The sequence below is a fragment of the Coprococcus sp. TF11-13 genome (genome assembly GCF_003481085.1).
Classification (GTDB): domain Bacteria; phylum Bacillota; class Clostridia; order Lachnospirales; family Lachnospiraceae; genus Coprococcus; species Coprococcus aceti.
Genome location: NZ_QUKK01000001.1, coordinates 153,540 through 178,317 on the forward strand (window position 1 = coordinate 153,540; position 24,778 = coordinate 178,317).

A 24,778-nucleotide genomic window follows, 5' to 3' on the forward strand; every position below is an offset into this window, starting at 1 on the left:
CAGTTATTTTTGTGTGAATAAATATGTGAGGAATTACGATATGATGAAATTAACAGACTTTTACTATGATCTGCCACAGGAGCTTATAGCACAGGACCCACTCCTCAAGAGAAGTGAGTCACGTCTCATGGTCCTGGACAGAAAAGATAATACGATAGAGCACAAGCACTTTTATGATGTGATAGACTACCTGAATCCGGGAGACTGTCTGGTCATCAACGATACAAGGGTTCTTCCGGCGAGACTTATGGGCGTCAAGGAGGATACGGGAGCATCCATAGAGGTTCTTCTTCTGAAGAGAAAGGACGACTGTACATGGGAGACTCTGGTAAAACCGGGCAAAAAGTGTAAGGTGGGTGCTCGTATAGTATTTGGTTCAGAGTCAAATGAACCTGACCCTGAGACAGGACTTATAAAGGGCAAACTTGTGGGTGAGGTCGTCGATATAGTTGAGGAGGGCAACAGACTCATCAGATTTGAGTTCGATGGAATATTCGAGGAGATCCTTGACGAGCTGGGACAGATGCCGCTCCCTCCATATATCACACATAAGCTTGAGGACAAGAACAGATATCAGACCGTGTACGCAGAGCACGACGGATCAGCAGCAGCGCCGACAGCAGGACTTCACTTTACAACAGAGCTTCTTGAGCAGATCAAGGCAAAGGGAATAAAGATCGCGCATGTGACACTTCACGTCGGACTTGGAACCTTCAGACCTGTAAAGGAAGAGAACATACTTGATCACCACATGCATTCAGAGTTTTGCATAATAGAGCAGGATGCGGCAGACATGATAAATGAGACAAAGGCAGCAGGCGGAAGAGTGATCTCAGTTGGAACCACAAGTACGAGAACACTTGAGTCCATGTCAGACGACGATGGAACAGTACATGCAGGAAGCAAATGGACGGATATTTTTATTTATCCGGGCTATAAGTTCAAGGTCATAGATGCACTCATCACGAACTTCCATCTTCCAGAGTCAACGCTTCTCATGCTTGTTTCTGCGCTGTACGACAGAGAGCATATACTTGAGGCGTATAAGGTGGCTGTGGAGGAGAAGTACAGATTCTTTTCATTTGGCGACGCTATGCTGATAAAATAGCAGAAGAATCAGGTCGATTAGAATAAAGGCATGATGTAATAGGGGTGTTGATAATTTATATACTCTGGATGGGACTTATATCCGGAGAGGAGACAGATACATGGGAAAGAAGATATGTGTGGTATTCCCGGGCATAGGATATCACACCGATAAACCATTACTTTACTACAGTAAAAAATATATGATGGCACATGGATATGAGATCGTTGATGTGACATATGGCAAGCTTTCGGGACATCTCCCGGAGGAGATACAGAAGGTATTTGATGATGGCTGGAATAAAGCGGTAGATTGTCTGAAGGATGTGGATTTCTCTGAGGCTGAGGATATAGTCTTCCTGTCTAAGAGTATAGGCACGGCTATATCTGCAAAATATGCGGTGGAGAAAGGACTTAAAGTAAGAAATATATATTTCACACCACTTGAGATTACCATGCAATATGCCAATTCAAATGGCATAGCTTTTCACGGAACGGCGGATCCACTAGTGAATACGGATGAGTTGACAAGACTTTGTGAGGCTAAGAACATCCCTCTGTATAAATACGAGGGCGGAAATCATTCAATAGAGACAAAGGATATTCTATGGAACATAAGAACGCAGGAAGACATAGCGGAAAAATATATAGATTATTTGAACTTCTAGGACATACGGAGGGGCAGTTATATATTGCAGAGATAGCAGTGCTCATAACACTGCTTATCGGCACGGCAGTATATATACTGCTCCTTCGTGTCTTGCCGGATACCTCATGGCTTGAGGGGTGCCAGATACGCCGGTTTACAGGAGTGATATGTCCCGCATGTGGTACGACAAGGGCTGTACTCGCCATGCTCCACGGACATCTGTTGATAGCGTTGTATTACCATGTGGCGACGGTATATCTGGTGTGTATTTGTACTATATATTTAATAGGCAATACGATAAGGCTTGCCACAAAGGGCAGGACACCGCTTGTGAGATTCCGGCTGTGGTATGTGTATGTGTGGCTGGGGTTATTTGTTGTGTCTTACGTGGTGAAACTGGTGGTGCCGGGATACATTATTTAAGCCTTCGTACAGTATTGAGTATGGAGGATGGCAGTGTGATGGAGATTTCCTTTCGTGGAATTACAGTGTCACAGCTGGAAGCAGGCTGGTGGCAAATATAGCAAAGCAGCTTCTCAGCTGGGGAGATACATACACACTTGATATCTCAGATCCGGGTGATGAGATCATGGCACTTATGCTGGTGATAGCTATTGATGCGGCCAATTGTTCACAGAATAATAATTAATTTTTAAACAGGTATTAAGAACTCCTTCATCAGAATCCATTGATAAGAAGAAAAAGATGCTTGAGGCAAGAAAGCGTATTGAAAATAAATGAGTTATTTGACAACAGAAGAATTTGAAAGTATTTTGGATACTGTGACGATATTTCCAGTTACCTCAGTAGAATTAGGAGATATTTCACAGTATTCTTTTGATTGTGGAGATGCAGAAGAGTATGTCACATTTTTGATTAATAAGATTGTTTAGAAAGCGTTTAGAAAGTATCCTCTTGATGTTTAGTCGGATGTATGATAGCAGTGCTCTGGATCATCCTTGGAATCTGTAATTGAATATGTTTGCAAAAAGGCTTTTCGGTTTATTCGTAACCGGAAAGCCTTTTTTTGTCCAAAATCGGCACTATAATGTCGTTTCGTGCATTCAGCATTGAAGAGGTAATATAACAAAGTGTATAATAATAATGGGGTGAGCATATGGACCAAAGAAGTAAGCTTAATATAGCGGTATGCGATGATGATATATTTGTAACTGAACAGCTGAGTGAATGGATAAAGGAATATTTTGTTTCCAATCATTTGGAAGAACCCAACATATATGAGTTTGACAATGGCGAGGATCTGATAAAAAGCGAAGTGAAATATGATTTTGTATTCTTGGATATAGTAATTCCGGGAATGAATGGGATAAATATAGGCAGACGGCTATTGGCGCAGAATGAGGAGTGTCTGATATATATAATAACGGCATACGACAGCTATCTTGATGCTGCTATGAGCTTGAGGGTGTTCAGGTATATTTCAAAGCCGCTTGACAAATCCCGTATATACCGAAATATACAGGATGGACTTAAGATATACACAACATCAAATACTAAGATATTGATTGAGACAAAGAATGAAAATATAATCCTCAGAGCTCCGGAGATTATTTACCTGGAGGCACAGGGACATACGCTATTTGTGAACACCAGTGAGGGAAAATACATCTCTGTGAGAAAGATGGATTACTGGGAGAAGACATTGGATACAAGGGGGTTTTTTAGAACACATAGAAGTTTTATTGTGAATATGGAACATGTAGTAAGGTTTGATCATTCATTGGTGTATCTGGATACTGGGGTAACAGCCTATCTAACGAAACGCAATTATCAAAATTTTAAGCATGCATTTATGATGTATTTGGAGGGGGCAAGGACATGCCAATGGCTATGATTTATGGAATCGTTTTTCTGATAGAAGCGTTGATAGCATTTCAATACTTCGAGTGGATGTTTGTAAAACCAAGATATACGGTGATAAAGAGATTTGTTTTGGTGTTGGCGTGTTATGTTGTTTTATTTGGTTTGTTTGAACTAAATATATTGATATTTAATTTTATTTCATTTCCAGTATTCAACTGGATAATAATAAAATTCGTATATGGACAAAAAACTTTAAGCTCAGTTTTTCATAGTGTGGCAATGTCAGTAATTATGACATTGTCAGAGATGGTGGTTGTGGCGGTATTTTCTGGAATCAGTCAAAAAGCCTGGGATCCATCTGGTGGTGTTTTGACGGTATTATTTTTTGCAATGTTAAGTAAGTTTGTGTATTTCCTTGTGATGTTTGCAATCAGCCGATACGGGATGAGACACAGGGTGGATGTACATATGGGAGCACAGGGTTGGGTAATTCTTGTCATACCGGTGTGCGTGATAGTTGTTGTGTGTCTGCTTAATTACATGTGTTACTTTTCTGACATCAGCAAAATGCAGGAATCAATAGTGTTGTATTGTTCAATAATCTGTCTGGTAATAATTATTATTTCATTTGTGATCTACGGATATCTGCAGAGTGCCTACAAGGAGAATTTGGATAAGACATTGCAGACCCAGAAAGAAAAATATGACATTGAGTATTATAAAAAAATGATCAGTCAGGACGAAGAGCAGAAAATAATGATACATGATATAAAAAAGCATATCAGCGGGATACATGATCTGCTCGAACATCATGATTACGATAAGGCGGTCGAATATATTGAAAGGATATATGAATCCGGCGAGTTGAAAGAAAAGATAAGGTTTTCGGATGATCATATGGTAAATGTTATTCTTAATCGATATGTCGGCAGGTTCATTGATGCGGGAATTCATTATGATTTTGATGTGAGAAGGGCACGTATGGATTACATGCAGGTAGATGACTTAACTGTCCTTCTGTGTAATATGCTAGACAATGCCAGTGAGGCAATGAGTGAAATAGACAGTGCCAGTGTGGAACTTAGAATGAATTCACAGGGGAACGGTGATGGAACGATCATAGCAATGACAAATGATTGTACACACGGCTCTGATTCACGAAAGTCCAGTAAGCCGGATCAAAAATTCCATGGATTTGGAATAAAGAGTATGAAAAGGGTTGCGGAAAAGTATGGTGGCGGTGTCGATGCATACTACTCAGAGGATGATCAAAGATTCCATACGGTCATATATCTGTCAAATTCTGCCAGGTAAGACTGCCTGATATTTTTGTAAAATAAAACGGAGGTGTACGATGAACAAGAAAAAAATAATGTGTGCAGCACTTATTTCTGTTATGGCATTAAGTCTTGCTGCGTGTGGAAATAAAAAAGTTGATTATGGAATGAAAGGGGGAAGTGATGAAGCAGATAATGCGGGAGGACTTGATGGACAGCTTGACATACCCGATAACTGCGATGTTACTTTTGACATAGGAGAATCAAAACTCTCATCGATAACATTGAAGGATGATGATATAGAGGTTCCAGATGCTGATAGAGTATATAAAGTTGGGTTTGACACGGTAAATGCACCATGTTCAGATGATGAACTTAAAACTATAATATCCAAACTTTTTGACGAGACATCAGAAATAAGGTGGCAGGATGGCGATGCTGCTGAGTCAAAGGAAATCCTGGATAACACGATAGCTTCATATAAGGCGGACATAGAAAAGGCTTTGGCGAGTGATGATCCTGGTTATGCAGAGCTTTTAGAGGAAGGTATGAAAAGATGGGTAGACGAGAGAAATAGCATTGATGATGAGTTACCAATAGCTACAGAATATAAGATTAATGAGCATTATGTTGCGGAAGCCGGTGGGGTACAGAGAATATTTATGGCGGCATCGGATAATGAAGATGGAGATGGATATAACAATTACTATTTTACGTATGGTATGACACCTGAGGGTGAGGATAAGGCACTCGTATCAGAGGTTCCAGGAACTGAAAGTACGTATGAGATCAATGTTGTCGGTGAAGACACATATGATGGGGATGAGAAGAACCCAATCACAGAAGATGAAGGACTCAGTTCTGCAATGAAGTTACTAGACAATCTGGGGATAAGCGGATTTGCCTGCACAGGGACAGAAGAGGCGGTGAGAGCCTGGACAGGCGGTACTTATGGTGAAGATGTCATAAAAAAGCCTGATGGATACAGATTCCAGTTCGGACGGAAGATAGATGGGATAGATGTGGTATACGTGGCAGATATCGACACTGTGGATAGTATTGATACCGATAACCTTACCTATAAAGGTGGAGTTGACAAGGCGGTAATAAGTGTTGATAAGTTTGGGGTTGTCTCATCTACAGTGTATGTATATGCCGACGAGGATACGTTTGATAAAGAGGAGGTCAAGCTTTTAAGCTGGGATGAGATGATTAAAGCTGCGGGCGAGAGTATAGCCAAATATTATAAGGATCACCCGACAAATTATGGAACGGTGGAATTTAATGATGTGGAACTTGCCTATGTACCATGTGCTGATGAGTCGGGAAATAAGTATTTTGTTCCGACATGGATATTTTCTCAGAATGAATATAATGAAGACTACCGATGCGATATGCCATTGCAGAGGGTATATATAAATGCGATAGATGGAAACTACATAGATATAGTGGATAACATGAAGAAGATAGGAATGTATGAGGAGACAGGCAGGAAATAGTCATGAATAAGATACCAAAGTATGTTGTTATCATAGCCTGCATATTGGTAATGGTGGTGTTGCTGCCATTAGGTTATGTTAGATATAAGACGCGTTACGAAGCTGAGCAGATAAGTGTGTCAACGTCTCCAGATGGTGATTATGAACTTGTGATCTATTCTGTTGGTGACCCGGATTTTCCATTTGGAGCTGCCCATGGAAGACTGGTGCTGAAGGGCAAGGAGAAGACGGTTGCATATAGGTCATTTGAAGTGGCAAATGATGGTGCAAGATTTGACGAAAGCGATCTAAAGACGACATGGTATATTGATCGTGTGGAGGTGGTAGTGTCTGGTTCTGAACAGCGTGACGAGCTTGTGACCATGCGTTTTAATGGGCAGACCAGCAGTAGACGTCTCACGACCAGATATAGAAGAGAAGATACGGATATAGAAAAAGACAGCGAACAAGACTCTGCGATAACGGAAAAAGCTTCGGGTGACAGCAGGGAGAATGCAGAGAGCTCCACTGATTCCTCTGTTGATCCTGATGTAAATGATCAGCCAGAAAATAAGGAAATTACAGTCGGGTATCAGGCGATCTTTGAGAAATATTCAGATGCCACAGCTGGAAAATTCGAAGTATATTACGGCGCCTCGGAGTCATCATCAAGATGTATATTGTCTGAAAGTGATACTACAGTGGAATACATTGTATATGATGGCAAGTCAGAAAATGGGAAGTGCGGTCTGTATGTAAGGTATCGTACTGAAAAAGGCGGTGATGGAACATATGATTATGGCAGCGCCGAAATAGAAGATATCTATGCATATGTATTTTCCAGTGGAGAAGTGATAAGCAGTGGAAAGACAAACTGGGAAGATACTGGAACTGATGAGTTTGAGAGGGCAACGGAGTAAGCTGTTGTGAATAGTCCATGAACTGTGGTAAAATGAATATTGGACAGAGCAGGATATCATTAAATTATTAGGATAAAAAGTAACACAAATAAAGGCAACACAGCTGTCTGGTAGGATGCAAAGCATCACAGACTGTAGTGTAGCCTTTATTTGTGCTAAAAATAATCTTTATATCTTTAACGTTCCAGCCCACCCAGATCATCATAAAATCCCGGATATGAGATGTTCACGCACTCGGCTCCGGTGATCTCTGTATCGCCATCAGCGTTAAGTCCTGCGATGGCAAAACTCATGGCGATTCTGTGGTCCAAGTGACTGTCAATCACTGCACCGTGAAGAGGCTTTCCGCCGCGTATTATCATGCCGTCATCAGTTGCAGTTATGTCTGCACCCATGGATGAGAGGGCGTTTACCATGACATCTATTCTGTTGGATTCCTTGACCTTGAGCTCCTGGGCATCCCTGATGATAGTCTCGCCATCTGCAAAGCATGCGAGAACTGCTATGGCAGGGATCTCATCTATGAGCTTTGGTATGATGGAACCCTCAATGACACAGCCCTTGAGACTTGATGTCCTGACTGTTATGTCAGCGGTTGGCTCACCGCATCCGCTCACTACATTGGAGTATTCCATATCGCCGCCCATTGCTTTGATGACTTCCAGTATTCCATCTCTGGTCGGGTTGATGCCAACATTTTTGATGGTGATGCATGAGTTCGGAGTGATAAGTCCTGCAACAAGGAAGTAAGCAGCTGATGATATATCTCCAGGTACAAGTATCTTCTGTCCAACAAGCTTATCCACAGGCTTTACGGTAGCCGTAGTTCCCTCTGTTTTTATATTGCCGCCAAATGACTCAAGCATGAGTTCAGTGTGGTTTCTTGACACATATGGCTCGGTGACACTTGTCTCGCCGTCTGCATAGAGTCCGGCAAGGAGTACACATGACTTTACCTGTGCTGACGCGACAGGTGAGTTGTAGTGTATTCCATGGAGTTCCTTTCCGTTTATAAGGAGCGGTGCACAGTCATTTCCGAGTTCGGATGTGATGTCGGCACCCATCATGGAGAGAGGCGTCATGATTCTCTTCATAGGACGCTTACATATAGAAGCATCACCTATGAGTCTGCTTGCAAATGGCTGAGCGGCAAGTATACCCGATATAAGTCTGGTGGTTGTTCCGCTGTTGCCGACATCGAGTGTGCCTTCAGGCTTTGACAGTCCATGCAGTCCTTTGCCGTGTACAGTAACGACACTGCCGTCGTAATCAATGTCTATACCCATCTGCCTGAAACAGTTCATGGACGATATACAGTCTGCTCCATTTAAAAATCCGTGTACCTCGGTTATTCCATCTGCGATTGAGCCGAACATGATGGAACGGTGGGAGATGGATTTGTCCCCCGGTATTGTTAGCTCTCCGTTAAGTGATTTTACTCTGTTGATCTTCATAAATTCTCAGTATTCCTTTAATCTAGTGTAATATGTCTGGTTAAAATATTTTATTCTCCGGCTCTTAACGGTTATAAATCTTATAGCCTGCGGCCTTCAGCACATCCTGCGCATTCCGTCTTGCATCAGCATCGTAGAATGAGAGTCTGAGAACCCCTTCCTCATCCTCCCGGTTGTGGGAGACTCCGATGTTCTTGAGGCTTATCTTTGCCTCTGCGATAAAAGCTGTCACCTCTGCCAGCGCACCAGCCTCGTCAGGGATATCTACAAACAGTTCATGGTGCATTCTTATGACACCGCTGCTGTTGTTAGGAATGGAATCTCTGTAATCTCTGGCGGATGCAAAAAAAGCATTTATCCCAGCCGCATCGCGCTGCTTAATATGATAAATCATTTTGTCTATAAGCTCAACATATTCCTGAAGACCGTTTACGATATTGTCAGGATTTGCCAGAAGAATGTGCTCCCATACCACCGGATTGGAGGATGCGATCCTGGTTATATCTTTGAAACCTCCGGCTGCCAGTGATTTGAATATATTGTCCGGGCTGTCTGCCGCTGCGACAAGGTTGACCAGTGACGCTGCTATGACGTGGGGAACATGGCTTATGTAAGAGGTTATACGGTCGTGCTCAACAGGTGAGTATGTGATCGGTATTGCGCCCAGATCTCCGATAAATGTGGAGAATTCCTCAGTCTTGCCCGGCAGAACTCCATCTGCTGGCGTGATGAAGTAGTAGGCATTCTCTATGAGCCTGTCGGTTGCCGCCTCGTAGCCGGATCTCTCAGAGCCGACCATAGGATGCCCGCCGACAAAATACCTGGCAAGCCCAAGCTCCTGGACTGCTTCGTATATGTCGAGCTTTACGCTTCCGACATCAGTCAGTATGGTGCTGTCTGTAAGGAATGGCCCTAGCTGGCGCAGGTATTCTATATTATAGTGGACCGGTGCGCACAGAAAGATATAGTTACATTCTGCTATGGTATGGATATCATCTGTATATTCAGTCAGTGTCCCATCGGAGACAGCTTCCTTGAGTGTAGATAGATTATTGTCAAAACCGACTATTCTGTAATCAGGGAAAATGCGGTGGATGGATTTGGCTATAGATCCTCCGATAAGTCCCAGACCGATAAATCCTATTGAAAAAACATTCATTTTATGTTCTCCTTTAACAGTTTGACGCATAAAAGCGTTAAAGTATCTATTGGCGATTATACAGCCTTTTGAATGACAGGGCAAGAGAAGATTCACATTGCGATAAAAAAACTTGAATATCAGATGTGGATATTAAGCTAAAATAAGAAGTAAGGGAATTGTATAAGCTGAAGATTTGTACTAAAATCTTTGTGGAGAACGCGGACGATGCACATAAGAAAGTATACTGATGTGTGCGTTTGTCGACCGACCATTATAAGGAGGATAATTTATTATGATAGATACACTTTGCAGACTACTTGACGCCGGTGTCACACAGTTTCATGTAGTGAAGGAATGTGAAGCCATGCTGCAGGATCACGGTTACATGGAGCTTGATATGGGAGAACGCTGGGAGCTCACGGCCGGAGGAAGATATTATGTGAAGCCATACTCATCTATGATGGTGGCGTTTGCCGCAGGGGAGATGCCTGAGTATGGCAGGCTGAATATCGGCCTTGCACATACAGATTTTCCTATGCTCAAGATCAAGACTCAGCCGGATATGAACAGAAGCGGCTACCAGACACTGAATGTAGAGCCGTACGGCGGACTTATCAAGGAGACATGGTTTGACAGACCGCTTGGAATCGCGGGCAAGGTCATGGCGCAGACCACGGATCCGTTCAGGCCGAAGACGTATCTGTATGATTCAGAGCGTGCCATGTGCATAGTGCCAAGCCTTGCACCGCATCTGAGAAAGGATGCACCCGGGGAGAAAATGAATGTGCAGAAGGAGCTCATACCTGTATATGGTCTGGATGGTCAGAAGGTGAAAGACAAAGATATATTACAGTATGTGGCAGATGACCTTGGGATTTTGAAGGACGATATTCTTGATTATGATCTATATCTGTATAACATGGATGGAATGGAGATAGTTGGGGCAGATAAGGATATGATAGCTTCTCCGAGACTTGACAATGTAACTTCCGTGTCAGCGCTTGTTGACACCATGTGCAGAGAGACAAATGGCAATAATACAAATGTTATAGCATTGTTTGACAATGAGGAGATAGGCAGCAGATCGAAGCAGGGAGCAGATTCAGTGCTTCTGTCAGAGATAATAAAGCGAATCATGGAAGGATTGGACATTGGGGATGGAGCAGGAAGACGCCTTATGAGAGATGCATTTATGCTGTCACTTGATGTGGCGCACGCAACCCATCCCAATTATTCAGAGAAAAGTGATCCGACAAATCAGATTGTAATGGGGCGCGGAGTGGCACTCAAATCAAGTGCGAGCCAGAGATATGTGTCTGACAGTGAGGCATCTGCGGTTATCATGGCTCTGTCGAGAAAACATGATATAAAGATACAGCGACAGGTGAACAGATCGGGGATGGCAGGAGGACAGACTCTTGGTCCTATAGCTTCATCTTATCTGCCGGTCAGGGCTGTGGACATGGGAATACCGATACTGGCTATGCATTCAGCGGTGGAGCTTGGAAGTGCGGAGGATTATGCCCAGCTTGAGAAGCTGTGCGGGGCCGTATTTGGAATGTAGTATGTTGAAATCAGGTATTTGAGCAATTTACTTGTGCAGTTATTACGATTGTGTTACAATAAGATGATGTATTTTTAACTTCAATAATCACTTACGGAGGATACTCATGAAGAAGAAACATTTAAAATATGCAGTGCTCTGCTTTGGACTTGCTTCCATGCTGGCATTTGCCGGATGCGGAAGCAAAGGTGACGATGCTACTACAGCCAATCCGACGGAGACAGAGGCGACCACAGAGGCAGTGACGGTGGCGACTACGGAAGCAACCACTGAGGCACAGCCGGAGAAGGACAAGGATGGCTTTACAATATGTAATGACAAAGTAAAGACTCTTGACTATGTGAATGTCAGAACGAGCCCATCAACTGATGGAGAGATATATCAGGAAGTTGCAAATGATGTTGAGCTGGACAGAATCGGTTATAACGATGAGTGGAGCAAGGTATCTATAGATGGTGGGGAATATTATATATTCTCAGAGCTCCTTGAGGTCGTAGGCGGAGGAGATAAGTCTGATGCATCGACTGAGGCGACAACAGAGAATTCATCGGATGCATCCACAGAACAGGGAACTACATCCAATGTTGGTGAGGGCAAGATGATAGTTATAGATGCCGGACATCAGCAGAATGCAAATGAAGAGACCGAGCCGATAGGCCCTGCTGCTACAGAGACAAAAGTAAAGGCAACCGTTGGCAACACAGGTGTATCAACAGGAATAAAGGAATATGAGCTGAATCTTCAGATCGCACAGAAGCTTGAGGCAGAGCTCACATCCAGAGGCTATACAGTTAAGATGATCAGAACATCGAATGATGTTGATATAAGTAATGCGACGAGAGCAGAATATGCGAACAACCTTAAGGCAGATGCAGTTATAAAGATCCATACAAATGGATCGACAGACGGTAATGCGACAGGTGTGATGACAGTATGTCAGACATCATCTAATCCATATAATTCAGCTATCTATGATCAGTGCAAGAGTCTTGCCACGGATGTTTTATCAGGACTTCTGGCTTCCACAGGAGCTAAGAGCGATGGAATATGGGAGACGGATACCATGAGCGGAATAAACTGGAGTACAGTTCCGGTAACCATAGTGGAAGTTGGCTATATGACTACAGCATCTGAGGAGGCACTTCTTGTAACAGACGATTATCAGAACAAGATCGCCAAGGGAATAGCAGATGGCCTTGATAAATATATTACAGAATAGAAGTCAGTAACATAAATAAAAATAGAGAACAGGATTTCCTGTTCTCTATTTTTATTGTGGCATATCGAACCGGAGAAGACTGACCTCTTCTTCCGAGAGACTTCTGTAGGCACCTGTTGGAAGCGATTCGTCTATCTTCAGCTCACCCATTGCAATTCTTCGCAGAAAAGTAACTTTCATGCCAACGGCCTCAAACATTCGCTTGACCTGGTGAAAACGTCCCTCTGTTATTATGAGTTCGATCTCCGATCTGGCAGCGGTGCTGTCGGAAGATAATATGCGCAGATCTGCGGGCAGTGTAGGTTTTTCATCTCCGATATCCACACCTGTGGCGAAAAGGTTTATGGTATCATCTGTTACATATCCGTCAATCTCTGCGTAATATGTCTTGGGAATGTGGTGTGCAGGAGACAGAAGATGGTGGGTCAGTGCTCCGTCATTTGTCAGAAGTAGAAGTCCTTCTGTGTCTATATCCAGCCGTCCCACGGGTGACAGGTCTTTTGTATTTTCTCCTTTTAGCAGATCGATAACGGTCTGATGCACGTTATCTTTGGTGGCGCTTACACACCCCGCAGGTTTGTTCAGGAGGAAATATCTGTATCTGGAATAATTCAGAATCCTGCCATTATATTTTATAGTATCGTTGTTCTCATCTATCTTTACATCTGAGGATTTAACCGGGGCACCATTGACGGTGACAGTGCCTTTTTTCACATACTGCTTTACCTGACTGCGGCTGCCGATCCCCATTTCAACTAGAAATTTATCAAGTCTCATAATGTACTCCTTTTGTTGACTGTATGATGTCATATGATACCACGAAAATGCGCTTTTTTCAGCAGAAAAGTTAAATGTTACAAAACACAACATGTCGTTACAAACAGTTGTGTAAAACCACTAGAAATTGGTATTTTTTTGTCAGAATCAGTTGACACATGCACATGTGTAGTGTATTATATTTAACAGAAATGTAACAAATGCGGTAACTTTGTAAAATTTAGATTACGAAATACTACATAGAAAATAGCTTGGATTAAGGGTAAAAGAGGAAAAATTAATGACTAGATCACGCAGTAAGTTTGGAAGATTTGTAGATCACATGAGAAGGAATGTTCTCAGTTATAAATATTTAAGACATAACATTTTGATGACAGCACTTGTGGTTGTAATGGCTCTTTGTGTATTTGCTGTCATAAGTTTTGGAGAGAAGGCTGACCCGCTTGCGGATGAATTATATGCGAATGATAGTGTGACTATCAACAAGAGTCAGGCAGTGATGATGGCAGACAGCAGTGTGCAGCTTGCCATCGACGCAGTGGTGCCTGCAGGAAGTTCAGTATCGGCCAACGATACGGCCAGAGTTGCCAGCAATGCATCAGGTAGTATACAGTCTGTGACTTCAGCGTCTACCGAGGCAGTGACAACAGAGGAAGCGACAACAGAAGAGACCCCTTCAGAGGTGCTTCCGGGCGTAACAGCATCAGTGATATATGATGGTGTGTATGTCCATACAGAGCAGTCATCAGAATCAGATATCATAGCTACAGTGAACAGTGGAGAGATGTTCGACGTTGTATCACAGGATGAGAGCTGGATAGGAGTTCAGTTATACGATGGCTCGATCGGATATATTTCAACAGAATATGTAAGTGTGGATGCCTCACTTCAGTAGTAGTGTATATGAGTACCCCTCACCCAGGTACAACACAGTAAGACAGAAAAAGCAAGCCGCATGTCATTCAAGGATGGCGTGCGGCTTGCTTTTTTAGTGTTGTATTGACTGTTGCTCAATTGGTTAGCTTTTTGTAGTAGAAGCACGCCAGCTGTGTGCGGTCTCTCAGCTGCAGCTTGTCAAGGATGGAACTGATATAGTTTCTCACTGTACCCTCGCTCAGATACAGGCTTGATGCGATTTCTTTGTTATTCAGTCCATCTGCAACAAGTCTGATAATATTCATTTCCTTGGAACTGAGTTCGTATTCCATTCCGGCAAATGGCGATGGCTGGACATCTGATGAGGTAGTGTCCATATGTCCAATAAGATCAGGGAGCTTTCCAACTATCTCATCCCCGAATACAGTCTGTCCATTGTATACTGCCTTTACTGCCGGTGCGATGCTCTCAAAATTCTGCTTCAGTATATATCCCTTTGCCCCGATACTCAGTGCTTTGATTATATATTCGTCATCTGAAAATGTTGTCAGGAGAAGAATGCGGGCATCCGGGTGAGAGACCATGATATTCTCAGAAGCCTCAAGGCCATTTATGTTCTCCATGCGGATGTCCATGAGTAGAACATCCGGTTGATATTCTTCGTACAGTCTGATCGCATCAGCTCCACTGCCTCCTGTGGCGGATACCTGTATGTCGTCGCAGGCTTCGAGTATGGTCTGAAGTGACAGTGCCACCAGTTGGTCGTCATCTATTATAACTACATTCATTTGTCGGTTTCCTCCTATTTATAATCAGGATATTTTGCATATCTGTTTGGAATTCAGTCTGTAAAATCTCTTTTCATGATATTGATCAATATGGAAAATCCGTCGTCGGTTGATATCTTCATTGTGCCTCCAAGTTTGTTTACTCTTTCCAGGATACCATTTAAGCCCATCCCGCCAGAAGCGCTTCCTTGTGCCGGGGATAGACCGGAGCGGATGTTCTGTCCATTGTCTGTTATATACAGTTGATAAAATGCCGGGTGTTCCCGCACGCGGATATCCATATGGTCGCCGTTGCTGTGCTTCAGCGTATTGTTAATGGCTTCCTTTACTATGTTGATGAATGAGTATTTGATCTCTCTTGGAAGCTTATCTGACATGTCGTAATCCATGTAGATGTCCATGTCGCTGACGTTGTTGATCACATCATCTAGAGCGGTGCGCAGGTCTATGGATTCATCGTGTAGATCGTGGACACTTTTTCTCATGCTGTCCATGGCGGTATCCAGCGTAGATTGCAGCTGTGCCAGGGGCTTCTCAAGACGCTCGTCTTTGTTGATAACTTTGATGGCACCGGTCTGAAGTATGGATCTGGTGAGCATATGACCGACATTGTCATGAATATCCCGGGCAATCCTATTTCGCTCTGACAGGGTGGCGGTGAGCACCATGTTGTCCTGATTTTCCAGCAACTGGCGTGTATTCTGTGCAACCAGCATGTCGTGTTCTGCAGTATTGTCCCTCATGGCATGAAGCTCCGCCCTCAGTAGATTTATCCGGCAGCAGTACACGCTCATAGCAAATGAGAATGCGATGAGGCATATCTGCGGGAGAACTGACATCAGAGGATAGTTGACGCACATGTATATGGATAACAGGACAAGTATGACTGGTGACAGCCGTTGTCTGTATCTGTACATGTCGTAGCTGACTATGGGCACGAACATATAGACTGGGTGCAGCCAGAATGCGGATACAAGATACGCGCATACCAGTGCCTCGCATATGTATGGATATATTCTGCTGTGGTTCTCGGCGCCCTTCGTGGTGGCTCTGTCCACTGCGGAGATCCCGGCAAGTGCCGGATAGACCGCACCGGCAATGAGCGACAGGAGTAGTGCGATGATGAGCCGGGTGTCCGTGGCAGTATTATGCGCATATATCATGACAAATGCTGAGACCAGCAGGAGTCCTTTGTTGATGAGGTGTTTCATAATTATTCTCCATAATGTAGAAAATGCTGTAGTATATATCGTGCTGTCTGAATAGCCGTGCCAGACAGTGTGTGCAGCCTAGTGTAATAATTATTATAAATAAATATGAGGGAAAAAGAAACATGACAAATGTCACATTGTGAAGATGACGTTGTTCACTGTGAAAACAGATCAAGGGTGTATATAATGAGAGCATGTAATAAAGAATGTAGCATGCTGATGAGTGCAGACTATCATGTTATGAACGACACTCATAAGATAATGAGGGTCAAAAAACAGGATATCAAAACAGGAGGATATATATGAGTAATTCAGAAAATGCAATAGAGGTTACCAATCTGGTAAAGAGGTACAAAGATCTACTGGCGCTGGATCATTTCAGTTTGACGGTGAAGGCGGGGGAGATACTTGGACTCCTTGGACCAAACGGCTCCGGCAAAACGACAACTATAAATTGTATACTGTCCCTGCTCACATTTGACAAGGGCGATATAAAGGTATTTGGCAAAGAGATGAAGCCCGACAGCTACGATATCAAGAGAGAGATCGGAGTGGTCATGCAGGATGTGGCGGTGTTCGATGAACTGACTGTATATGAGAATATTGATTACTTCTGCGGCCTCTATATAAAGGACAAAGAGAAGAGACGCAAATGTGTTGAGGAGACAATGGATTTCGTGGATATTGCGGATTACAGGAAATTCCTTCCAAAGAAGCTCTCGGGTGGACTGCTGCGAAGACTGAATATTGCCTGCGGAATAGCGCATAAGCCAAAACTTATATTCTTCGATGAACCGACAGTGGCGGTCGATCCGCAGAGCCGTAACAGAATACTTGAGGGGATCAAGCGTCTGAATGAGGAAGGTGCCACCATCGTATACACATCCCATTATATGGAGGAGGTCGAGCAGCTCTGTGACAGGATAGTCATCATGGACAAAGGAAAGTCTGTAGCTGTAGGAACAAAGGAAGAACTTAAGAAGATGATCAAGAACACTGAGACCATCAAGGTTGAGGTGCTTGGACTTACAGGCAAACAGATATCGGAGCTTCGCAGACAGCCGCATATGTATGAGGAGGAATATAGCGATGGTATGTTGACGCTGAGATATTCTGGTGGAAGACACAATCTGGTGAGGCTCATGGAATTTTTCAAGGAGCACGACATATCATTTGGCAGGGTAGTTACGGAACTCCCGACGCTCAACGATGTATTTCTGGAGATCACAGGCAAGGAACTTAGAGACTGATCTGAATGTAAGCTGGATTATGGATTTGTTGAAGAAACAAATATTTGTATATTTCAGATGAACCGGGATTAAAAGGAGAGAAATATGTTTATACGGGATTTCCTATATACGATAAAGATATTGATGCGTGCCAAGGTGTCTATTTTCTGGACACTGGTATTTCCTATACTGCTTGCCACTTTCATGTACATGGCATTTGGCAACATATATGAACAGGATGAGATGTTCAGGAATATCAAGGTGGCAGTGGTCACTGAAGATGAATCGATAAATGGACTTAACTATATGCTGGATGCGCTGTCGGATGGCGATGATGCCCTTCTGTCGGTTACGAGAATGAGCGAAAGCGATGCGGAGATGTCACTGGCTGATGAAGAGGTCGAGGGCATCATATATACAGATTATGTGAGACTTACAGTTGCAGAGAGCTCTGTCAATGCGAGCATACTTGAGACAGTGCTTTCTGAGTACAAGCAGTACGAGCATGCACTTAAGGATATATATAAGGAGGGCACCGAACCTAAGGGGGGGATGGCTTCTGATGGCATTGGACTCCAACAGTATATGTCTGGGACTTCCGGCGTGGATGATATGTCGGACCTTGTGGAAAAACTCTCAGAACAGAGATCATATTATACAGAGAAGGCCAGCACTGAGGGCAGCCAGAATGTGTATAACAATTATTTCTATGCCATATTTGCCATGAGCTGTCTGTTTGCATCACTTTCATCTATAGAGATGATGAGCAATCTTCAGGCAAATGTGAGCGCTACGGGAAAGAGAAAAAATGTGTCCCCACAGAGAAAAATGACATTTGTTTTGGCAGAGTTTGCTGCACTGCTGATTATACATTTTGTGGTCGAGGTCATAAGCTTTATATACATGTCCTGCATAGGAGTGGATTTTGGCGACAGAGTATGGGAGATCCTGCTTACTCTGTTTGTGGGCTGCTTTATCGGTCTGGCAATAGGAGTCATAGTTGGGGCTATATCAAAGCTTGCTGAGGGGACCAAGATAGGTATTGTGATCGGAATATCCATGGTGATGTCCATCCTTTCTGATCTGTGTATAAACGGGATAAAGTATGAGATACAGCAGCACGTGCCGATTATAAATAAACTCAATCCCGCGGCTCTGATATCGGATTCATTCTATGCGCTGAATGTTTACAGTGACCACCAGGTTTTCACTGAGAATATCGTCATAATGACTATTGAGGCTGTGGTGCTCATAGCAGTTGGGATTCTCATGGTAAGGAGGAACAGATATGCAAGTGTTTAAATCTTTTTTCAAGGTTTTGAGAAAATATGTTGGGCAGATGATCATGTATGTGGGAATCCTGTGTGGAGTCATGATTGTGTTCATCAATGTGGGAAACACAGATCCACAGAACTATTATAAGGATAAAACGATCAAATATGCGGTGAGCGATGAGGATGGCAGTGAGATGAGCAGAAAATTGATGGCTTACCTGAATGATACGCAGCAGCTTGTATATGGCGTTGATATGGACGAACGAGGTATTCAGGATGCTCTCTACAACAGGGCGGTGGATTGTGTGATCAGGATACCAGATGGCTTTGGCGATGCATGGGCAAATGATACTGCGGATGGTCTGCTTGAGATAACGACCATCCCGGGAAGTCAGGCGTCCATGCTGTTTGAGACAAGGCTTGACAGCTACATGAATATGGTGTCTCTGTACAAGAGGGCCGGAGATGATGTGAACGATGCCGATAAGAGAGCGAGGACGGCACTTGAGCAGAAGGCTGAAGTCGATATGGCCGAAGGAAAGACCTCAGGACATTCCATGTTATATAATTTTTACAACTATCTGGGGTGGGTCATGATATGCGTTATGATAATTGGGGTAGCGCCTGTTTTGCAGGTATATAACAGGAAAAAGCTTAGAGCGAGAATAGAGTGCTCATCATACAAATTTTTCAGGCTGAACAGGGAACTTGTCCTGGGGATGATGTTTACTGGATGCGTATTGTCTGTAGTATTTATAGTACTTTCCAGAATACTTATAAAATATGATATAGTCTCAGCAAGGGGCGGAATGTTCATACTCAATATGCTGGTGTATGCCTGTGTAGCACTCTCGCTGGCATTTCTGGTTAGCAAGCTTACCCAGAGTGAACAGATTCTTTCCATGTGTGCAAATGTCATATCACTTGGAATGGCATTCCTCTGCGGGATATTTGTGCCGAGAGAGTTCTTAAGTGACACAGTGATGGCGATAGCACATTTCCTCCCGGCATACTGGTACGCAAATGCAACGGATGCCATCGACAATTTCACATCTGGCAGTTCGGTGGCAGGAATATTTGTGAGCATGGGAGTTCAGGTGCTCTTTGCCGTTCTGTTCATACTTGTTGGAGTGATCGTTGACAGGTACAAGACCGCCGGCAGGGCTATGGCTTAAAAAATACACTGGAAGTTATAATGTAGGGTCTGTTATAATGTTCTTTGGAGGGAGTATAGGAGGAACGAGAAAGTGCTTAAAAAGAAAGTGCTGAAACAGAACAACTTACTCAGACTGCAGAAGAGACTTGCAGTGGTTATGCTGGCCCTTACACTTGGACTCGGTACAGGGTGCGGCAAAACAGATGACGGAGCGGACGGTGCTGCGTCGTCAGAAGCAGAGACTTTGGCGGATGGTCAGACAAACGATCAGACAGATGCCGGAGCATCAGAAGGAGATGGACAGGAGTCAAAAAAAGCTACGGAAGACAAGGATGAGCCTTATGTAGAGGGAACATACTCAAGTGATTCGTATGACGTGGCGGAGTTTGCGGCAGAGACTCGTAAGAAGACCGACGAAGAGGGTAATCGCGGTGTGTATTACGAGATATTTGTCAGATCATTTGCCGATTCAGACGGCGATGGTATAGGCGATCTGAATGGCATCACGGAGAAACTTGACTATTTGCAGAAACTTGGAATCGACGGGATATGGCTCATGCCGATCACTGCATCCGATACTTATCACGGGTATTCGGTGACGGATTACATGACGGTGAATCCCGATTACGGAACAGAGGATGATCTTAAAAGATTGCTTGATGAGGCACACAGCAGAGGCATGAAAGTCATCATGGATCTGGTCATCAATCACACCAGTATCAATCATCCGTGGTTTCAGGCTGCAAAGTCAGATGAGAACAGCGAGTACAGAGATTATTACAGGTGGGTGTACAAGACCGACAAGAAAGACTGCAATCATCTCCTCGACAAATCAAGCTGGGGAGATATGGTGTGGCACCAGGAAGGAGACTTCTATTATTATGGTGTGTTCGGCGCGGATATGCCGGATCTGAACTATAACAATCCGGATGTTAGACAGGCTGCGAAGGATGCCGCCGGTCATTTTCTGGAGCTTGGTCTTGATGGCTTCCGTATGGACGCCGCAGTTCATATCTATGGGGCGCATGAGTTCAAGCAGCAGGAAGATTCTGAAGCGGCAAACATCACCTGGTGGAACGAATTTGCCGGTTACTGCGAGAGCATAAATCCTGATGTATACCTGGTGGGTGAGGTATGGCAGGATGACAAGGTGCTGGAAAATTATGTCCAGCCATTTGACACGAAGTTTGATTTTGCAATTCAGCAGAAGATACTGAACTGCGTACAGAAAGGCATGGCGGTGCCAGGATTTGGCGATTCTCTTTCCGTGGCGATAGAGAATATACAGAATAAATATGACGGCGTGGATGTCAACTATCTGAATGGAGTATTTGGAGCAAATCACGATCAGGACAGGATAGCATCGTCGGTGAACAGTCTGGATAAGGCGAGACAGATAGCAGCGGTATATATGACACTTCCAGGCAATCCATATATATATTATGGCGAGGAGCTTGGAATGTACGGCAGCAAGCCGGATGAGATGATAAGGACGCCTTTCCTTTGGGGAGGTGACAGTACATATAATACGTCGTGGGAAAAGGACGATCAGAATGCAGAGACAAAGGGACTTGACCAACAGATGAAAGATCCGGATTCAATGTATTCATATTACAAGACACTTATAGCGCTTAGAAAAGACAATCCTGCCCTTATGAAAGGAAGCTACAGAGCGGCAGCGCTCATAAGCGACAGTGTGATAGCGTACTTCCGTGAGGCGGATGGACAGAAACTGCTGGTGGTGCACAACTTTGCAGAGGGCGATCAGACGGTATCGCTTGCGGAGTGCGGAGATATAACAGTCACAGATGTACTTTATTCAAGTTCTGGTGAGACAGATGTGTCAGACCTTAGTTCAGTGAAATTAGCTGGAAATGAGAGTGTGGTGCTGGAGCTTGGTGAGTAGATAAAAAATCCCAATTTAAAGGAGGCTCTCCATGAAGAAAATACTAATAACGGGTGGTACAGTATTTGTAAGCCGGTATGCGGCGCAGTATTTTGTGGACAAAGGCTATGAGGTGTATGTGGTCAACAGAAATTCAAGACCGCAGGTTCCAGGTGCGAAGCTTATAGAAGCGGACAGGCATGACCTGGGAGACAAACTCAAAGACATCTATTTTGATGTTGTGGCGGATATAACCGCATATAATGCGGAAGATATCACAGACTTATGTGACAGCCTTGGTTCATTTGGTCAGTATATCATGATCAGCTCAAGTGCAGTGTATCCAGAGTATGGAGATCAGCCATTCCGTGAAGATTCAGAACGGGCACTCAACAGATACTGGGGGTCATATGGTACGGATAAGATTGCTGCGGAGGATGCATTACTTGACAGAGTGAGTGATGCTTACATACTCAGGCCACCATATATTTATGGACCTATGAACAATGTATACAGGGAGGCTTTTGTATTTGACTGCGCCAGGGCGGACAGACCATTTTATCTGCCCGGAGATGGTGGAATGAAGCTGCAGTTCTTCCATGTGAAGGATCTCTGTATCCTGATGGAGAGAGTAATAGAGGAAAAGCCGGAGACTCATATCATGAATGTGGGAAATGTGGAGCAGGTCACTATAAAAGACTGGGTGACGATGTGTTACGCCTGCTTTGATAAGATCCCTGCGTTTGTAAATGTCAGTGAGGATATAGAACAGAGAAATTATTTCAGTTTTTATAACTATGAATATTATCTCGATGTGCAGCAGCAGAACAAAATATACCCGGAGACAATATCATTGGAAGATGGATTGAAAGAATGCGCAGAGTGGTATGTGGAAAATGAATCAGAAGTTGGGAAAAAGTCATATATGGAATATATAGACTGTAATTTAAAATAATGTACGTTGGTGCAGCGATATTGTAAATGATATGTATTTAGGGAGATCTGGAGCTTCGGCTCCGGATCTTTTTTTATAGATATACATTCAAATATCGTCGAGATATACGATGTGTATAAATTCATTAAGAGTTGCCCGGTATTTAAAAGGGTATGTTGGGGATTTTTATGAAATTAGTGAGAATGCAGAAAATGGTAAGAAATATCTGTATGATATTCTATCAATAAAAAAGGAAACGAGCAACCCACAACAGTAAAATGTGGTAAAAACCCATTTCCTTTTCTATATACTATTCCAACACGCTTCTTTTGTAAAGAATCTATAAATTATTTATTGTTGGCGTTGTCCTTCTCCTCGCGCTTCTGATCCATCATAGCACGAACCTTCATTGAAAGACCGAACAGGTTGATGAAACCTGAAGCATCCTTGTGATCGTAGAGGTCGCCGGTTGTGAATGAAGCAAGGCTCTCTGAGTACAGAGTATAATCTGATGTAGTACCAGCCTTGATGATGTTACCCTTGTAGAGCTTCATCTTTACATGACCAGTTACACGCTCCTCAGTCTTGGCAACAAATGCTGAAAGGCTCTCGCGGAGAGTGCAGAACCACTTTCCTTCATATACAAGTGCTGCGAACTTTGTTCCGACAAGCTTCTTGTACTCCATGGTATCACGGTCAAGTGTGAGCTCCTCAAGCTGCTTATGAGCCTCTGTAAGGATAGTTCCACCAGGTGTCTCGTATACACCACGTGACTTCATGCCGACAACACGGTTCTCAACGATATCGATGATACCGATACCGTGCTTTCCGCCGAGCTTGTTCAGCTCACGGATGATATCAGAAGTCTTCATCTTCTTGCCGTTGAGTGCTACAGGGTAGCCCTTCTCGAAGTCAAGGTCGATGTACTCAGGCTCATCAGGTGCCTTCTCAGGTGTAACTGAGAGAACCAGAAGGTCATCGTAGTTTGGCTCATTTGCAGGATTCTCAAGCTCAAGGCCCTCATGGCTGATGTGCCAGATGTTACGGTCACGGCTGTAAGAATGCTTTGCATCAAATGGAAGATCGATGCCGTGTGCCTTACAGAAAGCGATCTCATCCTCACGTGACTGCATTGTCCACTCAGGCTGTCTCCATGTAGCGATAACCTTGATGTCCGGTGCAAGAGCCTTGATAGAAAGCTCAAAACGAAGCTGGTCGTTACCCTTACCTGTAGCTCCGTGGCAGATGGCAACAGCGCCTTCCTTACGTGCAACCTCAACGAGCTTCTTGGCAATGATAGGTCTTGCAAATGAAGTACCGAGAAGGTACTTGTTCTCATATACAGCGTCAGCCTGAACTGTTGGCATGATGTACTCATCGCAGAGCTCGTCTACAACATCGATGATGTAAAGCTTCTCAGCTCCTGAATACTTTGCCCTCTCGTCAAGTCCCTCAAGCTCACTCTCCTGACCTACATCTATACATGCACAGATAACATCGTATCCGTATGTCTCCTTTAACCATGGGATGATGGCAGTGGTATCAAGACCGCCTGAATAAGCCAGTACAACTTTTTCTTTAGCCATTTTAATAAATCCTCCTATTTATAAATATAGAGCAGATGCAATAAAGATACATCTACGCACATCACAAGAGCTCTGTCCGGCGGAACGGGACCCTCTATATGACATTTTCTACATGAACTATACAACGCAAATGTATATTATGCAAGTGATTTTTCAAAATATTCATTCGTTCACCGTATATTATTCATGAAAAATATGCATAAATACAGAGCAAAATGGTGGCAAAAATGCTGATAAATCGTATATTTTGGACAAATATGCAAATATTCAAAAAAACCATTGCATATTATACGTTGTAAATGTATAATTATAAAAGTTTCCGCAGAGGAAACGAGGAACAGAGATACAAAAGCTCAGGGTAATGAGTGTATTTCTACATATTAAATAGTGTATGTTGACGATATACATTGTCAGGTATACAATCAAACAGAGTATGTCTTTATACAGATA

The 24,778-nt window shown here is 43.5% G+C and carries 22 protein-coding genes; 16 read left to right on the top strand and 6 right to left on the bottom strand.

The annotated features are described in order from the left end of the window. The first annotated feature begins 43 nt into the window (after positions 1 to 43). The 8 genes from queA to DXD11_RS00735 all read left to right on the top strand — a co-directional run bounded on the left by queA (position 44) and on the right by DXD11_RS00735 (position 7,234). Entirely contained in the window at positions 44 to 1,108 is a 1,065-nt protein-coding gene (gene queA, locus DXD11_RS00700; RefSeq protein WP_118757860.1) for a tRNA preQ1(34) S-adenosylmethionine ribosyltransferase-isomerase QueA, read from the top strand. 100 nt (positions 1,109 to 1,208) lie between these two features. Further along, on the top strand, positions 1,209 to 1,754 hold the full coding sequence (locus tag DXD11_RS00705) for an alpha/beta hydrolase (protein ID WP_118757566.1): 546 nt from the start codon (positions 1,209 to 1,211) through the stop codon (positions 1,752 to 1,754). Then, positions 1,694 to 2,158, top strand: a complete 465-nt coding sequence (locus tag DXD11_RS00710; RefSeq protein WP_118757567.1) for a DUF2752 domain-containing protein — start codon at positions 1,694 to 1,696, stop codon at positions 2,156 to 2,158. Before DXD11_RS00705 ends, DXD11_RS00710 begins: the two co-directional genes overlap by 61 nt. Before the next feature lie 88 nt (positions 2,159 to 2,246). Continuing rightward, positions 2,247 to 2,384 (top strand): hypothetical protein, encoded by a 138-nt coding sequence (locus DXD11_RS14395; RefSeq protein WP_243105790.1) that lies wholly within the window; start codon positions 2,247 to 2,249, stop codon positions 2,382 to 2,384. A gap of 468 nt (positions 2,385 to 2,852) precedes the next feature. Then, on the top strand, positions 2,853 to 3,590 hold the full coding sequence (locus DXD11_RS00720; protein WP_118757568.1) for a LytR/AlgR family response regulator transcription factor: 738 nt from the start codon (positions 2,853 to 2,855) through the stop codon (positions 3,588 to 3,590). Positions 3,591 to 4,027: 437 nt separating this feature from the next. Further along, on the top strand, positions 4,028 to 4,873 hold the full coding sequence (locus DXD11_RS00725; RefSeq protein ID WP_158579410.1) for a GHKL domain-containing protein: 846 nt from the start codon (positions 4,028 to 4,030) through the stop codon (positions 4,871 to 4,873). Positions 4,874 to 4,913: 40 nt separating this feature from the next. Continuing rightward, complete coding sequence (locus DXD11_RS00730) at positions 4,914 to 6,335, top strand: hypothetical protein (protein WP_118757570.1); 1,422 nt, start codon at positions 4,914 to 4,916, stop codon at positions 6,333 to 6,335. Positions 6,336 to 6,337: 2 nt separating this feature from the next. Beyond that, positions 6,338 to 7,234, top strand: coding sequence for a hypothetical protein (locus tag DXD11_RS00735; RefSeq protein WP_118757571.1), 897 nt, complete (start codon positions 6,338 to 6,340; stop codon positions 7,232 to 7,234). A 176-nt stretch (positions 7,235 to 7,410) separates the two neighbouring features. Here the strand turns inward: DXD11_RS00735 and aroA are convergent, their stop codons facing one another. Together aroA and DXD11_RS00745 are read right to left on the bottom strand one after the other, a co-directional pair. Further along, positions 7,411 to 8,688, bottom strand: a complete 1,278-nt coding sequence (aroA, locus tag DXD11_RS00740) for a 3-phosphoshikimate 1-carboxyvinyltransferase (RefSeq protein WP_118757572.1) — start codon at positions 8,686 to 8,688, stop codon at positions 7,411 to 7,413. Positions 8,689 to 8,752: 64 nt separating this feature from the next. Continuing rightward, on the bottom strand, positions 8,753 to 9,847 hold the full coding sequence (locus DXD11_RS00745) for a prephenate dehydrogenase (protein ID WP_243105791.1): 1,095 nt from the start codon (positions 9,845 to 9,847) through the stop codon (positions 8,753 to 8,755). Positions 9,848 to 10,121: 274 nt separating this feature from the next. Here DXD11_RS00745 and DXD11_RS00750 point away from each other — a divergent pair, with 274 nt between their 5' ends. Both DXD11_RS00750 and DXD11_RS00755 read left to right on the top strand, forming a co-directional pair. Continuing rightward, complete coding sequence (locus DXD11_RS00750; protein WP_118757574.1) at positions 10,122 to 11,393, top strand: M18 family aminopeptidase; 1,272 nt, start codon at positions 10,122 to 10,124, stop codon at positions 11,391 to 11,393. A gap of 106 nt (positions 11,394 to 11,499) precedes the next feature. Continuing rightward, a complete protein-coding gene (locus DXD11_RS00755; protein ID WP_015533208.1) occupies positions 11,500 to 12,612 on the top strand; it encodes an N-acetylmuramoyl-L-alanine amidase family protein in 1,113 nt (370 codons plus the stop codon). A 51-nt stretch (positions 12,613 to 12,663) separates the two neighbouring features. On the opposite strand, the gene DXD11_RS00760 is transcribed toward DXD11_RS00755, so the two are convergent. Continuing rightward, positions 12,664 to 13,389, bottom strand: coding sequence for a pseudouridine synthase (locus DXD11_RS00760; RefSeq protein ID WP_015533207.1), 726 nt, complete (start codon positions 13,387 to 13,389; stop codon positions 12,664 to 12,666). A gap of 280 nt (positions 13,390 to 13,669) precedes the next feature. On the opposite strand from DXD11_RS00760, the gene DXD11_RS00765 reads away from it, so the two are divergent. After that, complete coding sequence (locus DXD11_RS00765; protein ID WP_015533206.1) at positions 13,670 to 14,284, top strand: SH3 domain-containing protein; 615 nt, start codon at positions 13,670 to 13,672, stop codon at positions 14,282 to 14,284. Between the two features lie 115 nt (positions 14,285 to 14,399). Here the strand turns inward: DXD11_RS00765 and DXD11_RS00770 are convergent, their stop codons facing one another. Together DXD11_RS00770 and DXD11_RS00775 are read right to left on the bottom strand one after the other, a co-directional pair. Further along, the gene (locus tag DXD11_RS00770) at positions 14,400 to 15,053 is read right to left on the bottom strand and encodes a response regulator transcription factor (RefSeq protein WP_118016722.1); all 654 of its coding nucleotides are present in this window, start codon (positions 15,051 to 15,053) and stop codon (positions 14,400 to 14,402) included. A 53-nt stretch (positions 15,054 to 15,106) separates the two neighbouring features. Beyond that, positions 15,107 to 16,264 carry a sensor histidine kinase gene (locus DXD11_RS00775; protein WP_118757575.1) on the bottom strand — a complete coding sequence of 386 codons (1,158 nt, stop codon included), beginning with the start codon at positions 16,262 to 16,264 and terminating at the stop codon, positions 15,107 to 15,109. Positions 16,265 to 16,566: 302 nt separating this feature from the next. Here DXD11_RS00775 and DXD11_RS00780 point away from each other — a divergent pair, with 302 nt between their 5' ends. The 5 genes from DXD11_RS00780 (at position 16,567) to DXD11_RS00800 (ending at position 22,763) form a co-directional block, all read left to right on the top strand. Beyond that, entirely contained in the window at positions 16,567 to 17,514 is a 948-nt protein-coding gene (locus DXD11_RS00780; RefSeq protein WP_015533202.1) for an ABC transporter ATP-binding protein, read from the top strand. Positions 17,515 to 17,598: 84 nt separating this feature from the next. Next, positions 17,599 to 18,795, top strand: a complete 1,197-nt coding sequence (locus tag DXD11_RS00785; RefSeq protein WP_118757576.1) for an ABC transporter permease — start codon at positions 17,599 to 17,601, stop codon at positions 18,793 to 18,795. After that, positions 18,782 to 19,942: an ABC transporter permease gene (locus DXD11_RS00790; protein WP_118757577.1), complete on the top strand. Its 1,161-nt coding sequence runs from the start codon at positions 18,782 to 18,784 to the stop codon at positions 19,940 to 19,942. Before DXD11_RS00785 ends, DXD11_RS00790 begins: the two co-directional genes overlap by 14 nt. A 72-nt stretch (positions 19,943 to 20,014) precedes the next feature. Then, positions 20,015 to 21,829 (top strand): alpha-amylase family glycosyl hydrolase, encoded by a 1,815-nt coding sequence (locus tag DXD11_RS00795; RefSeq protein WP_118757578.1) that lies wholly within the window; start codon positions 20,015 to 20,017, stop codon positions 21,827 to 21,829. 31 nt (positions 21,830 to 21,860) lie between these two features. After that, positions 21,861 to 22,763 carry an NAD-dependent epimerase/dehydratase family protein gene (locus DXD11_RS00800; protein ID WP_118757579.1) on the top strand — a complete coding sequence of 301 codons (903 nt, stop codon included), beginning with the start codon at positions 21,861 to 21,863 and terminating at the stop codon, positions 22,761 to 22,763. A gap of 326 nt (positions 22,764 to 23,089) precedes the next feature. Here DXD11_RS00800 and DXD11_RS00805 read toward each other — a convergent pair whose 3' ends face one another. Beyond that, complete coding sequence (locus tag DXD11_RS00805; RefSeq protein WP_004848633.1) at positions 23,090 to 24,328, bottom strand: argininosuccinate synthase; 1,239 nt, start codon at positions 24,326 to 24,328, stop codon at positions 23,090 to 23,092. Positions 24,329 to 24,778 lie beyond the last annotated feature (450 nt).